Origin of the sequence: uncultured Nocardioides sp., from assembly GCF_947488025.1 — a bacterium.
Taxonomy (GTDB): domain Bacteria; phylum Actinomycetota; class Actinomycetes; order Propionibacteriales; family Nocardioidaceae; genus Nocardioides.
The window spans coordinates 150,168-163,191 of the sequence record NZ_CANKYS010000005.1 but is presented as its reverse complement, the minus strand read 5'-3'; the positions used below and the strand labels follow the sequence as shown (position 1 = coordinate 163,191).

Annotated in this window: 13 protein-coding genes; 8 read left to right on the top strand and 5 right to left on the bottom strand. The window is 72.2% G+C overall.

Translation table 11 applies throughout. The features are described 5' to 3' along the window. Nucleotides 1–67 precede the first annotated feature (67 nt). A complete protein-coding gene (locus Q1B24_RS10875; protein ID WP_299927748.1) occupies nucleotides 68–640 on the bottom strand; it encodes a cob(I)yrinic acid a,c-diamide adenosyltransferase in 573 nt (190 codons plus the stop codon). A gap of 132 nt (nucleotides 641–772) precedes the next feature. On the opposite strand from Q1B24_RS10875, the gene Q1B24_RS10870 reads away from it, so the two are divergent. The 6 genes from Q1B24_RS10870 to Q1B24_RS10845 all read left to right on the top strand — a co-directional run bounded on the left by Q1B24_RS10870 (nucleotide 773) and on the right by Q1B24_RS10845 (nucleotide 5,592). Beyond that, nucleotides 773–1,093: an STAS domain-containing protein gene (locus Q1B24_RS10870; RefSeq protein WP_299927745.1), complete on the top strand. Its 321-nt coding sequence runs from the start codon at nucleotides 773–775 to the stop codon at nucleotides 1,091–1,093. 88 nt (nucleotides 1,094–1,181) lie between these two features. Beyond that, complete coding sequence (locus tag Q1B24_RS10865; protein WP_299927742.1) at nucleotides 1,182–3,212, top strand: protein meaA; 2,031 nt, start codon at nucleotides 1,182–1,184, stop codon at nucleotides 3,210–3,212. Nucleotides 3,213–3,243: 31 nt separating this feature from the next. Continuing rightward, nucleotides 3,244–3,483, top strand: coding sequence for a hypothetical protein (locus tag Q1B24_RS10860; protein WP_299927739.1), 240 nt, complete (start codon nucleotides 3,244–3,246; stop codon nucleotides 3,481–3,483). 47 nt (nucleotides 3,484–3,530) lie between these two features. Next, nucleotides 3,531–4,061, top strand: coding sequence for a ferritin (locus Q1B24_RS10855; RefSeq protein WP_299927736.1), 531 nt, complete (start codon nucleotides 3,531–3,533; stop codon nucleotides 4,059–4,061). Between the two features lie 12 nt (nucleotides 4,062–4,073). Further along, nucleotides 4,074–4,985, top strand: a complete 912-nt coding sequence (locus tag Q1B24_RS10850) for an FAD-dependent oxidoreductase (protein WP_299927733.1) — start codon at nucleotides 4,074–4,076, stop codon at nucleotides 4,983–4,985. Continuing rightward, entirely contained in the window at nucleotides 4,978–5,592 is a 615-nt protein-coding gene (locus tag Q1B24_RS10845; RefSeq protein WP_299927730.1) for a histidine phosphatase family protein, read from the top strand. Before Q1B24_RS10850 ends, Q1B24_RS10845 begins: the two co-directional genes overlap by 8 nt. On the opposite strand, the gene Q1B24_RS10840 is transcribed toward Q1B24_RS10845, so the two are convergent. After that, the gene (locus tag Q1B24_RS10840; protein WP_299927727.1) at nucleotides 5,582–6,025 is read right to left on the bottom strand and encodes a DUF952 domain-containing protein; all 444 of its coding nucleotides are present in this window, start codon (nucleotides 6,023–6,025) and stop codon (nucleotides 5,582–5,584) included. The genes Q1B24_RS10845 and Q1B24_RS10840 overlap by 11 nt on opposite strands. Further along, nucleotides 6,025–6,711, bottom strand: a complete 687-nt coding sequence (nucS, locus tag Q1B24_RS10835) for an endonuclease NucS (protein ID WP_299927724.1) — start codon at nucleotides 6,709–6,711, stop codon at nucleotides 6,025–6,027. The genes Q1B24_RS10840 and nucS overlap by 1 nt, the downstream gene beginning before the upstream one ends. 24 nt (nucleotides 6,712–6,735) lie before the next feature. On the opposite strand from nucS, the gene Q1B24_RS10830 reads away from it, so the two are divergent. Beyond that, nucleotides 6,736–7,830 (top strand): GNAT family N-acetyltransferase, encoded by a 1,095-nt coding sequence (locus tag Q1B24_RS10830; RefSeq protein WP_299927721.1) that lies wholly within the window; start codon nucleotides 6,736–6,738, stop codon nucleotides 7,828–7,830. 46 nt (nucleotides 7,831–7,876) lie between these two features. Beyond that, the gene (locus tag Q1B24_RS10825; protein ID WP_299927718.1) at nucleotides 7,877–9,679 is read left to right on the top strand and encodes a 3-hydroxyacyl-CoA dehydrogenase family protein; all 1,803 of its coding nucleotides are present in this window, start codon (nucleotides 7,877–7,879) and stop codon (nucleotides 9,677–9,679) included. 215 nt (nucleotides 9,680–9,894) lie between these two features. On the opposite strand, the gene Q1B24_RS10820 is transcribed toward Q1B24_RS10825, so the two are convergent. Together Q1B24_RS10820 and Q1B24_RS10815 are read right to left on the bottom strand one after the other, a co-directional pair. Next, nucleotides 9,895–10,356, bottom strand: a complete 462-nt coding sequence (locus Q1B24_RS10820; protein WP_299927715.1) for a VOC family protein — start codon at nucleotides 10,354–10,356, stop codon at nucleotides 9,895–9,897. A gap of 97 nt (nucleotides 10,357–10,453) precedes the next feature. Continuing rightward, nucleotides 10,454–12,871 (bottom strand): LuxR C-terminal-related transcriptional regulator, encoded by a 2,418-nt coding sequence (locus Q1B24_RS10815; protein WP_299927712.1) that lies wholly within the window; start codon nucleotides 12,869–12,871, stop codon nucleotides 10,454–10,456. Nucleotides 12,872–13,024 lie beyond the last annotated feature (153 nt).

Sequence of the window (13,024 nt, the reverse complement as noted above, 5' to 3'; positions counted from 1 at the left end):
CGGGCTCATCGTGTCACCGCGGGCCGACAGCCGGCTGCGGCTCTCCACAGGCCGCCGGCAATGGCGGTCAGCGCTCGCCGCCGGGCACCCACAGCACGTCACCGTTCGCGCGGTTGGCGTGGCGGGCGAGGATGAAGAGCAGGTCGGAGAGGCGGTTGAGGTAGGTGATCGCGAGGACGTTCATGGTGTCCTCGTGCTCGGCCCAGGCCGCCCACCCGGCCCGCTCGGCACGGCGTACGACGGTGCGCGCGACGTGCAGGTGGGCCGCCGCGGTGGTGCCACCGTTGAGGATGAACGACCGCAGCGCGGGCAGGTCCTCGTTGTAGTGGTCGCACCACGCCTCGAGACGGTCGACGTAGTCCTGCTCGATCCGCAGCGGGGGGTACTCCGGGTCCGCGACGACCGGGGTGCAGAAGTCGGCACCCACGTCGAAGAGGTCGTTCTGCACACGGGTGAGGACCGCGACGACGTCGTCGTCGAGGCCGCCGTGGGCCAGCGCGACGCCGATGTGGGCGTTGCCCTCGTCGACGCAGGCGTACGCCTCGAGGCGCGCGTCGGTCTTCGAGGTCTCGCTCATGTCGCCGAGGCGGGTGCGTCCGGCGTCGCCGGTGCGGGTGTAGATGCGCGTCAGGTTGACCATGGGCGGAGCCTAACCGCCGGGACGCGCCGGAAAAGGTGAGGCATCGATGCAACCGAACGGGGTACAACTACGTCAGTAGGAGTGACAGAGGTCACGACCCAGGCGTCGGGGGACGCCGGTGAGGAGCACCGGATGGACATCGTCTCGGACGTCGTCGTGGATGCACACGTGCTCGTCCTGCAGGGGGACTTCGACGTGCGCAGCACGTGGGAGGTCCGCAACGCCATCTACGAGTGCATCGACGTCCTCGACGAGGACGTCGTCATCGACATGACCGGCGTGTCCACGATCGACCTCACGGCCCTGCGCCTCCTCGCGGTCGCCACCCGCCACGCGTGGCTCGCCGGCCACCACCTCACGGTCCGCAACCCCGGCCCGGCCGTGCGCCGGATGGTGCACCTGGCGCGGCTCGCCCACGCGATCGAGGTCGAGCGGGTCGCCGCGACCGCCTGAGGCCGCGCAGACAGCGCGGGGCGCTGAGGCATCCGTCACACGTCCTGCCCGGTGACTGCCGGGTAACCGCCGCCCTACCCTGTCGACCATGACCGAGACTGGTGAGACGGACCGCCCTGTCAAGGATCGGCCCTGGGTGATGCGCACCTACGCCGGCCACTCCACGGCCGAGGCGTCCAACGCGCTCTACCGCACCAACCTGGCCAAGGGGCAGACCGGCCTGAGCGTGGCCTTCGACCTCCCGACGCAGACCGGCTACGACCCCGACAGCCCGCTCAGCCGCGGCGAGGTCGGCAAGGTCGGCGTACCGGTCCCGCACCTGGGCGAGATGCGCAAGCTGTTCCGCGACATCCCGCTCACCGAGATGAACACGTCGATGACGATCAACGCGACGGCCATGTGGCTGCTCGCGATGTACCAGGTGGTCGCCGAGGAGCAGAACCCCGACCTCTCGCCCGACGAGGTCGCCCACCTGCTCGCCGGCACGACGCAGAACGACATCATCAAGGAGTACCTGTCCCGGGGCACCTACGTCTTCGGGCCGGAGCCATCGCTGCGCCTGATCGCCGACATGATCGCCTACACGGTCCACGAGATCCCGAAGTGGAACCCGATCAACATCTGCAGCTACCACCTGCAGGAGGCCGGCGCGACGCCCGTGCAGGAGGTCGCCTACGCGCTGTGCACCGCGATCGCGGTCCTCGACCAGGTGCGGAGCTCGGGCCAGGTCTCCGAGGACGACTTCGAGAAGGTCGTCGGTCGCATCTCCTTCTTCGTCAACGCCGGCGTCCGGTTCGTCGAGGAGACCTGCAAGATGCGGGCCTTCGTGCAGCTGTGGGACGAGATCACCCGGGAGCGCTACGGGGTTCAGGACCCGAAGATGCGCCGCTTCCGCTACGGCGTGCAGGTCAACTCGCTCGGTCTCACCGAGGCGCAGCCGGAGAACAACGTCCAGCGCATCGTGCTCGAGATGCTCGGCGTGACGCTGTCCAAGGACGCCCGCGCCCGGGCCGTCCAGCTGCCCGCGTGGAACGAGGCGCTCGGCCTGCCGAGGCCGTGGGACCAGCAGTGGTCGCTGCGCTTCCAGCAGGTGCTAGCCTTCGAGTCCGACCTGCTCGAGTACGACGACATCTTCGCCGGCAGCCACGTCATCGAGGCCAAGGTCGCCGAGCTCGTCGAGGGCGCCCGGGCCGAGATCGACCGGGTCCAGGGGATGGGCGGGGCGATCGCCGCCGTGGAGTCGGGCTACATGAAGCAGAACCTGGTGTCCGCCCACGCCGCCCGGCGCGCCCGCATCGAGTCCGGCGAGGAGGTCATCGTCGGGGTCAACCGGTTCGAGACCACCGAGCCGTCCCCGCTGACCGCCGACCTCGACGGCGCCATCATGGCCGCCGACCCCGAGGCGGAGAAGTCCGCCCTCGACTCCGTCGCGGCCTGGAAGGCGCAGCGCGACGAGACCGCGGTCGCCGAGGCGCTGGCGGCGCTGGCCGAGGCCGCGCGGACCGACGCCAACCTGATGAAGCCCACGCTGGTCGCGGCCCGGGCCGGCGCGACGACGGGGGAGTGGGCCGGCACGCTGCGCGAGGTCTTCGGCGAGTTCCGGGCGCCCACGGGCGTCAGCGGCGCCGTCGGTGTCGCAGACGCCGGCGCCGAGCTGTCCGCCGTGCGCGAGCGGGTGAGGGCGACCGGCGAGGAGCTGGGCGGTCGGCTGCGGGTGCTGGTCGGCAAGCCAGGACTCGACGGCCACTCCAACGGGGCCGAGCAGGTCGCCGTACGCGCGCGCGACGCCGGCTTCGAGGTGATCTACCAGGGCATCCGGCTCACGCCCGAGCAGATCGTCGCCGCGGCCGTGGCCGAGGACGTCCACCTCGTCGGCCTCTCGATCCTCTCCGGCTCGCACATGGAGCTGGTCCCCGACGTGCTCGACGGGCTCAGGGCCGCAGGCCTCGGCGACGTCCCGGTCATCGTCGGCGGGATCATCCCGAGCTCCGACGCCCGGGCGCTCATCGAGCGCGGGGTGGCCGCGGTCTACACGCCCAAGGACTTCGGACTGACCGAGATCATGGGGGGCTTCGTGGACGTGATCCGTGCTGCCCACGGCTTGGACGAGGACAGGTAAGGCTCGCCTAACTCTCTGATACCCTCCCGGCGTGGGCAAGCACGACAAGAAGGACAAGAAGGCGCGGGCCAAGGACACGACCTCGGTCCGTCTGACGGTGCGCAAGCTCCCCAAGACGGAGTGCTGCGTGGCCAAGAAGCGCTGCCAGCGCTGCCCCCTCCGCATGCTCAAGGAAGGCACCCTTCCGGCCGGCTACACCGTCCACAAGCGCAAGCTGGTGCGGCTCGACGGCAAGAAGGTCACCAAGAAGAAGCTCGCCAAGGCCGCCTGACGCCCTCGGCCGACGCTCGACCCCCGCACCCCACCGAGGAGCCCCCCGTGCCCGCCGCCCGCTTCGTCGAGCAGCTCAACGCCCAGATCGGCAACGAGCTCGCCGCCCACAACCAGTACCTCGCCTGCGCCATCTACTACGACGCGCTGACGATGCCCCGCATGGCGGCCTTCTTCTACGAGCAGGCGCTCGAGGAGCGCGGGCACGCGATGATGATGGTGCAGTACCTCGTCGACACCGACGCCGACGTCGTCATCCCGGCCGTTGACGCACCCACGTCGGTCTTTCCCGACCTCGTGGCACCGGTCGAGCTCGCCCTGGCCCAGGAGCGTCGGGTCACCGACCAGATCAACGGCCTGCTGCGCACCGCGCGTGACGAGGGCGACTTCGCCTCGGAGCAGTTCATGCAGTGGTTCATCAAGGAGCAGGTCGAGGAGGTCGCCACGATGAGCGACCTGCTGGCCGTCGCCAGCCGCAACCGCGACGACATCGAGGACATCGAGGAGTACGTCGCCCGCGAGCACGGCGGCGAGGGCGAGGACCCCACGGCTCCGCGCCAAGCCGGCGCCGGAGGCTGACAGACTGCTCCCATGCGACGCGTGATCGTGGTGGGGGCCGGCGTGATCGGCCTGTCCTGCGCCGTGCGTCTGCTCGAGGCGGGACACCGAGTCGACGTGGTCGGGCGCGACCTGCCGCTGGAGACGACGTCGTCGGTCGCTGCGGCTGTCTGGTCGCCCTACTCCAGGCCGCAGGAGCACGTCGTCAGGTGGGCGCGGGCGGCGTACGACGCCTTCGCGGAGCTGTGCGACGACGAGTCGGCCGGCGTGGTCATGCGCACCGGCACCGAGCTCTTCCGCGAGTCGTCCGGCGACCTGTGGTGGCGCGACGCCCTGCCCCCGGGCGCCGGACCCGACCGCGAGACCAGCCTGCCCGCGGGGTATGCGTCCGGCCTGACGATGCGCACTCCGGTGATCGAGATGCCGGTCTACCTCCGCTGGCTCTCCGCCCGGGTCGAGCAGCTCGGCGGCACCGTCACCCGGATGAACCTGTCCGCGCTGCCCACGGGGGACGCCCTGGTCGTCAACGCCAGCGGCATCGGGGCGCGCCTCCTGGGCGGTGACCACACGGTGTCGCCCGTGCGTGGTCAGGTCGTGCTGGTGGAGCAGGTGGGGATCGACCGCTGGTGGATCGACGCCGAGACCCCGTCGTACGTGGTCCCGCGCGCCCACGACGTCGTGCTGGGCGGGACGGCGGTCGAGGGGGAGTGGAGTCGGACCCCCGACCCGGCGGTGGCCGCGTCGATCCTCGAGCGGGCAGCGCGGATCGAGCCGCGCCTGGCCGGCGCCCGCGTGCTGCGTCACAAGGTCGGGCTGCGGCCCGGTCGCCCGTCGGTGCGCCTCGAGCGGGTCGGCGAGGTCGTCCACTGCTACGGCCACGGCGGCTGCGGTGTGACCGTGAGCTGGGGCTGTGCCGACGACGTGGTGGGCCTGGCCGATGGGTGACCTGCAGTGCGCCGCCCGGATCATCGTGGCCCGGCACGGCGCGGCCGACTACGAGAGCGAGCTGCTCAGCGACGCCGGCGGCTGGCTGAGCTCCCTCGGGCGTGCCCAGTCGCACGAGCTGGGTGAGAGCCTCCGGGGCGAACGCATCGACCGGGTCTGGACGAGCGACATGTCGCGGGCGGTGCAGACGGCGGAGATCGTCGCCGCGCGGCTCGGCGTCGACGTCGTCGTACGCACCGGGCTGCGCGAGTTCGGCGTCGGCGACGCCGCCGGGACCACGGGCGACCCCGACCCCTTCGCGGCGACCTTCGCCGCCTGGCTGGGCGGTGACCTCTCCGCGCGCATCCCCGGGGGCGAGAGCGGGCTCGAGGTGCTCGCGCGGTACCGGGCCGTCCTCGAGGAGGTCGCCGACGCGCACCGCGGCGAGTCCGTGCTGGTCGTCAGCCACGGCGGGGTGATGTGCATGGTGCTGCCGCTGCTGGCGCGCAACCTGGCGCCCGACCACACCCGCGACCTGCCCCTGCCCAACTGCGGCGTGGTCGCGCTGGAGGCCGACGCCGACGGGTGGGTGGCGCGCTCGTGGGCAGGTCAGTCGGTCAGCGGGTGACGCCGAGGGCCCACAGCAGGGCCGCGAGCCCGAGCATCACGACGAGCGCCACGCCCATGCGTACGGCCATCCCCTTCACCCACAGCGACGTGAGCGTCTCGGGCCGGCCGTGCCGGTCGAGCGGCGTCACGTCGACAACGGCTCCGCGGTCGATCGGTCCGTAGACGTGGGGGTAGGTGTCGTCGCCGACGGGCTCGACCCGTACCTCGGCGCCGGTGAGCCGGGCCGGGTCGATGGTGAGCAGCACGAGGTGCTCGCCGGCGCCGCGGTAGTAGCGGTCGAAGACGCCCGGCACCTGGTCACGCCGGCTGGCGTGGATGAAGCCCTCCTCGTCGAGGCTGCGCCCCATGGTCGAGGTGGTGTAGGTCCCGGTCTGGAGCGTCCGCCGCCAGTCCGCGTCCGTGGCGATGTGGAAGATGCGCTCGGGCACCATCAGAAGAGCCGGTGCTCGGCGTCGTCCATCCCGCGGAGGGCGTCGTAGTCGACGAGGGCGCAGGCGATGCCGCGGTCGGTGGCGAGCACGCGGGCCTGGGGCTTGATCTCCTGGGCGGCGTAGATCCCGCGGACCGGCCCCCTCGTGGTGAGCAGCGGGTCGCGGTTGAGGAGCTCGAGGTAGCGGGTGAGCTGCTCGACGCCGTCGATCTCACCGCGCCGCTTGATCTCCACCGCGACCGAGAGGCCGTCGGCGTCGCGGCACATCAGGTCGACCGGGCCGATGGCGGTCATGTACTCCCGGCGCACGAGGGTGAGGCCGTCGGCAAGACTGGCCGGGTGCTCCGCGAGGAGCTCCTGCAGGTGCTTCTCCACGCCGTCCTTCTGCAGCCCCGGGTCGACGCCCAGGTCGTGCGAGGTGTCGTGCAGCACCTCGTCGATGAGGATGCGCAGGGTGTCGTCTGACTTCGTCGCGGTCACCAGCCACTCGGCCTGGCCGTCCTCGGAGACGCCCTCGCGCACGGTGCACGGCGGCGACATCCAGTTGAGCGGCTTGTAGGAGCCGCCGTCGGAGTGGATCAGGACCGACCCGTCCGACTTCAGCATCAGGACGCGGGTGGCGAGCGGCAGGTGGGCCGAGAGCCGTCCGGCGTAGTCCACCTGGCAGCGTGCGACGACGATCCTCACGACGGGCGAATCTACAGTGACCTCGTGACCGACCACGCAGTACGCCCCGCGCGGGCGCGCGACCTCCCTCTGCTCGCGGCCATTGAGGACTCCGGGCTCGCGATGTTCGAGGCGGTCCTGGGAGACCTCGCCGGCGACGCACTGGCCTCCCCGGCGGTGAGCGGGCACGTCCGCGCGGCCGGGCCGGGCTTCCTCCTCGTCGCGGGGGACCCCGCGGTCGGCTTCGCGCACGTCCGCGACCTCGAGTCGCACGCCCACCTGGACCAGGTCTCGGTGCACCCCGACCATGCCCGTCGAGGTGTCGGGGCTGCGCTGCTGGAGGCGGCCGCCCAACGCGCGACGCTCAAGGGGCACGGCTCGCTGACCCTGACGACGTACGCCGACATCGCGTGGAACGCCCCCTTCTACGCCCGTCACGGCTTCGTCGAGTTCGCCGAGGACGACCCCCGCACGGCGTCCCAGCTCGCGATCTCGGAGGAGGAGGAACGGCTCGGGCTCTCGCGACACGGTCGGCGGATCTGGATGCGGCGGGTGCTCCGGCCCCACCGCACCACGGACGAGATCGCCGGCTTCCTGCCCACGATCGACGCGAGCCCGCGCGACGTCGGGACGCTCCGTGCGGTCGTACGCCGACCGGGACCGGGCGGGCGGGAGGTGCTCGACGTCGGTCACCTCGACGTCACCGAGGGGCTGGTGGGTGACACGTGGTCCGAGCGGGGGAGTCGCCGGACGCCGGACGGCTCGCCGCACCCCGACATGCAGCTCAACCTGATGAACCACCGCCTGGTCGAGTTCCTCGCCCAGGACCCCGCGCGCGAGCAGCTCGCGGGCGACCAGATGTTCGTCGACCTCGACCTGTCCCATGCCCACCTGCCGGCGTGGAGCGAGCTGCACATCGGCGGCCCCGACGGCGCGGTCATCGTGGTCACCGACCAGCCGCACAACGGCTGCGGCAAGTTCATCGCCCGCTTCGGGAAGGACGCGCTGGCCTTCGTCAACGGACCCGAGGGAAAGCCCCGCCGGCTGCGCGGGCTCTGTGCCAGGGTCGTGCGCCCCGGTCCGGTCCGACCGGGCGACGAGGTCCGCGTCGTCCGGCCGCCCGCGGCCCCACCGGCGTGACGCTTCCCACATCCGTGATGCCCGGACAGCATGGGAGCATGCGTCCATGACTGAGACACCTGCGTTCACCACGGTCGGCGTGATCGGCCTCGGCACCATGGGCGCCGGCATCGCCGAGGTCTTCGCCCGCAACGGCTACGCGGTCATCGGCGTCGAGGTCAACGAGGCGGCCGTGCAGCGTGGACGCGAGCACCTCGAGCACTCCACCGGGCGCGCGGTGAAGCGCGAGAAGATGACGCAGGAGCAGGCCGACGAGCTGCTCGGCCGGATCACGCTCACCACCGACATGCACGACCTCGCCGACGCCGACCTGGTCGTCGAGGCCGTGGTCGAGTCGCTCGAGGTCAAGAAGTCGATCTTCCGGACGCTGGACGGCATCGTCCGCCCCGACGCCGTGCTGGCGACCAACACCTCCTCGCTCAGCGTCACCGAGATCTCCACCGCCAACGCCCGCCCCGGGCGGGTCGTGGGCGTCCACTTCTTCAACCCGGCGCCCGTGCAGAACCTCGTCGAGATCATCCGCACCGTCGTCACCGAGCCCGACGTGCTCGCCTCGGTCCAGGCGCTCCTGGTCGACCTCGGCAAGAACCCGGTCGTCTGCGGCGACAAGGCCGGCTTCATCGCCAACACGCTCCTGTTCGGCTACCTCAACCACGCGGTCGCGATGTACGAGGGCAGGTACGCCTCCCGCGAGGACATCGACGCCGCCATGCGCTTCGGCTGCGGCTACCCCATGGGCCCGCTCGCACTGCTCGACCTGATCGGCCTCGACACGGCGTACGAGATCCTCGACACGATGTACAAGCAGGGCCGCGACCGGCTGCACGCCCCGGCGCCGATCCTCAAGCAGTACGTCACCGCCGGTCTGCTCGGCCGCAAGTCGGGCCGCGGCTTCTACACCTACGAGGCGCCCGACAGCCCGGTCGTCGTCGCCGACGCCCACACCCCGAGCGCCGAGGACAAGCCGCAGCTGCGCCACGACATCGCGCTGGTGGGCGTCGTGGGCACCGGCACGATGGCGTCGGGGATCGTCGAGGTGTTCGCCAAGGCGGGCTACGACGTGGTCTTCACCGGCCGGGGACAGGACAAGGTGGACGGCGTCGTGGCCGCCATCACGAAGAGCTTCGACAAGCAGATCCAGCGCGGGCGGGCCACCGAGGAGCAGAAGGCCGAGGTCCTCGGTCGCGTGCGCGGCACGACCTCGCTCGACGACCTCAGGGACGTCGACCTCGTCGTCGAGGCGATCGCCGAGGACCTCGCCATCAAGACCACGCTGTTCGAGAACCTCGACGAGATCTGCACGGGTGGTCGAGGTGGCGCCGGCGCCATCCTGGCGACCACCACCTCGTCGCTGCCGATCATCTCGATGGCCAGGGTGACGAAGCGCCCGCAGGACGTCATCGGGATGCACTTCTTCAACCCCGCCGCGATCATGAAGCTGGTCGAGGTCGTCTCCACCGTCGCCACCGACGAGGCCGTCACCGAGACCGTGCTGGCGCTGTGCGAGAAGGTCGGCAAGGTGGCGGTGCGGTGCGGTGACCGCTCCGGCTTCATCGTCAACGCGCTGCTCTTCCCCTACCTCAACGACGCGGTGAAGATGCTCGAGGCGCACTACGCGACCGCCGACGACATCGACACCGCCATGAAGCAGGGCTGCGCCCTCCCGATGGGGCCGTTCGAGCTGCTCGACGTGGTCGGCAACGACGTGTCGCTGGCCATCCAGCGCGAGCTCTACCTCGAGTTCCGCGAGCCGGGGTTCGCCCCGGCACCGCTGCTCGAGCACCTGGTGACCGCCGGCTACCTCGGCCGCAAGGCCGGTCGCGGCTTCCGCGACTACAGCGCGCGGTAGCCCCCGGCTGCCGTCCGCTCGGCTGCTGTCCGCTCGGCTCCCGGGGCGGCCAGCGTCATACGAACCGGCACTCACGGGTGCGGGTTCGTCTGACGCTGGGGTGCCGGGCAGCGCGACGTCATACGGGCCGGAACCGATAGGTGCGGGGTCGTATGACGCTGAGGCGTCGGCCGATTCCGTACGACGACGACGGCGCGGTCGGTCGTACGCGCGGGTCAGTCGAGGCAGAACTCGTTGCCCTCCGGGTCGGCCATCACGAGGTGGCCGGCGGTCATGGGTGGAGCGGGCTCGTGCCGCTCGACCCGGGTCGCGCCGAGGGCGACCAGGCGCTCGCACTCGGCCTCGAGGGCGGCCATCCGCTCCTCGCCCTCGAGCCCCGGCGCCGCGCGTAGGTCGAGGTGGACCCGGTTCTTCGCCGACTTGTCCTCCGGGACCCGCTGGAAGAACAGGCGGGGCCCGTCGCCGTCGGGATCCTGCGCCGCGGACGCGGAGTTCCACTCCGACTCCGGCACACCGACCTCGTGCAGGAAGTCGTGCCACGCGTCGAAGGGGTCCTGGCCCGGCGCGAGCTCGCGCCCGGGCGGGGGTGGGTTGACGTAGCCCATGGCGTCGGCCCAGAAGCGGGACAGCGACTCGGGGTCGTGGGCGTCGAAGGTCACCTGGATGGTTCGGCTCATGGGGTCATCCTGCAGCGGTCCACCGACAGGCGGCCAGCACGCGCAGGACGGGCAGGAAGTGCCCGGTCAGGACGCAGGACGGGCAGGAAGTGCCCGGTCAGCGGTTGTCGACCACGAGCGCGGCGAGCCGGGCGCGGGTGTTGATGTCGAGCTTGCGGTAGATGTGGGTGAGGTGCGCGTCGACGGTGCGCGGTGAGACGTAGAGCTCCTCGGCGATCTGCCGGCTCGTCAGTCCGTGCGCGACCCGCTCGGCGACCTGTCGCTCGGCGGCGGTGAGGGCGTCGAGCACCGAGGGGCGGGCGGAGGCCGTGCGGCTGAGGACGGCCGTGATCAGGCCGACCGCGTCGGCCGAGAGGTCGTCGCCGTCGAGCCACTCCTGGGGCGCGCGGCCGGCCGGCACCACGTCGTAGTCGGCGGAGTAGCCCCAGCGCACCGCCTTGCGCGGCGTGCGCAGCGCGAAGGCCGCCGCGGCCAGCTCGCGTGACTCCGGCAGGTCACGCACCCGGGCGACCCCGGCGAGGCCGTCGAGCACGTCGGCGGCCCGCAGTGGCAGCCGCATCGTGCGGCAGTGGTCGAGGGCGGTGAGGTAGGTGGTGGTGGCCTGGTCGAGGTCGCCGAGGTCGACGAGCGCGCGGCCGAGGAGCAGGCGGGCGTCGACGCCGTCGCGTCCCAGCCGCGCGGAGTCGGCGAGGGCCACCACGTCGGCAGCCAGCCCCGCCGCCCGCCGGGCATCGCCCCGCACCAGGAGGTCCCGCCCGTCCTGCGCGAGCACCGGCAGGCGGACGGCCCACGGCAAGGTCTCGCGGACGACGTCGGTGGCGACCCAGGTCGGGTCGAGGTCGCGCAGGAGGGTCTCCGCGAGCAGCCCGACCCGGTCCTCCGCCAGCTCGCGGGCCTCCACCACCACGGCCCGGGTGGCGGCGACCGCCTCGGCGATGCGCCCCTGCTCGAGCGCGATCCGGGCCAGCAGGGTGCGCAGCGACAGGTCGATCCAGCGCTCGTCCCCGGTCGTGCGGGCGGGCATCGCGGCGGCGGCGGCCTCCGCGGCCTCGGCGAAGCGGCCCTGCGAGGTGTAGACGTCGGCCAGCGTGCGGGTCGCCTGGCGGGTGATCGAGCCGTCGGGGTCGAGGTCGATCGCTCGCCGGGCCTCCGCCTCGGCGCTGGCCAGGTCGCCCGCGTCGAGGTGCATCTCGGCGCGGATGGACGCCGTCTTGGACAGCTGCTCCTCGGGGATCGGTGCGGCGGAGGCGTGCTCGTCGGAGCGCGCGAGGAGCCACAGCCCCTCGTAGGTGCCGCGCATCTCCGAGGCCGCGATGCCGGCGCGTCGCGCGATCTGGGCGCCGATGGCGGCCGGCCCGTCCCCGCTGGCGAGCGCACCCTCGAGGATCTCGACGGCCTCGCGGGCGCGCATCGAGGTGTAGAGCGAGGAGAAGATCCGGTTGGCGACGGAGTAGCCCTCCGCTCGCGTGGCCGGGTCCGCGCACGCGGTCAGCACGGCGTGGCGCATGGCCGGCAGGTCGCTGAGCCACTCGGCGTCGGCGGCTCCGTAGTTGTCGTGCGTCGGTGCGTGGGCCTGCGACCAGGCGAGCAGACCGGCGCGGACCGCTGCCTCGTCCTCGGGCGTGGCGAGGGCGCGGGCGCGACCCCGGATCGGTGACAGCATGTCGAAGTGCCCCTGCGGGTCGAGCTCGAGGAGGCTGCGGCGGACCAGGTTGCCGGCGACGTCGGCTGCTTCGCGGACGGTGACGTCGAGGACCTGGGCGAGCACCCCGAGCCCGACCTGGAAGTCGAGCAGCCCGATGCGCCGCAGGGCGGTGGCGCTGGCCTCGTCGAGGAGGTCGTGGGCGGAGTCGACCGCCTGGTCGAGGCTGACCGCCGACATCGCGTTGCTCAGCCCGACGAGCGCGGACTGCACGGCGACCTGCTCGATGAGCAGCGGCAGCCCACCGGTGGCGCGCAGCAGGCGGCGTACCTCGTGCGCCTGCTCCGCCAGGTCGACCGGCTGCCCGCCGGCGGCGCGGATGCGGCGCAGGAAGATCTCGACGGCGGGGCCCTCGAGCGGAGCGCGGTGGGAGGGCACCGGCAGCGGTCCGACGCGTACGACGGACTCCGCCCGCTGGCCGGCCGTGGTCAGTGCCGTCACCACCACGCGGGCGTCGTTGGTGGCCTCGAGCACGGACTGGAGGACCGGCCCGGCGGCGGTCGTGTCGAGGTCGAGACCGTCGAGCACGAGCAGGCACGCGCGGCCGTCGACCGCCCGGCTGAGGGCGCCCGCCAGCGAGTCCCCGGGTGCGGTCTCCGCGTCGAGGCTCTCGAGGGCCGCGACCAGCACGTCGTCGATCGTGCGCAGGTTGCGCGCATCGACCCACGAGGCGGCCGAAGTCGCGGCGACGTGGCGCACGAGCAGCGTCTTGCCGCTGCCGGGCGGGCCGACGACGGTGACCCACCGGGACTCCTCCAGTGCTTCGTGCAGCGCGCGCTGGACGTCGTCACGACCGAGACAGGGGGACAGCACGCAAGGAATCTATCGCTCCTGCAGCAGGAGTTACGTAGGACTACGGATGCCGGGACCGCACGCTTCGCGGGAGTCTTCTCGTACGCCGAGGGCATCGAGGCCGCGCGAGGGGATGGCCCCGCTGCCCACCGGCCGCTTGTCGGAGCAGGTCGC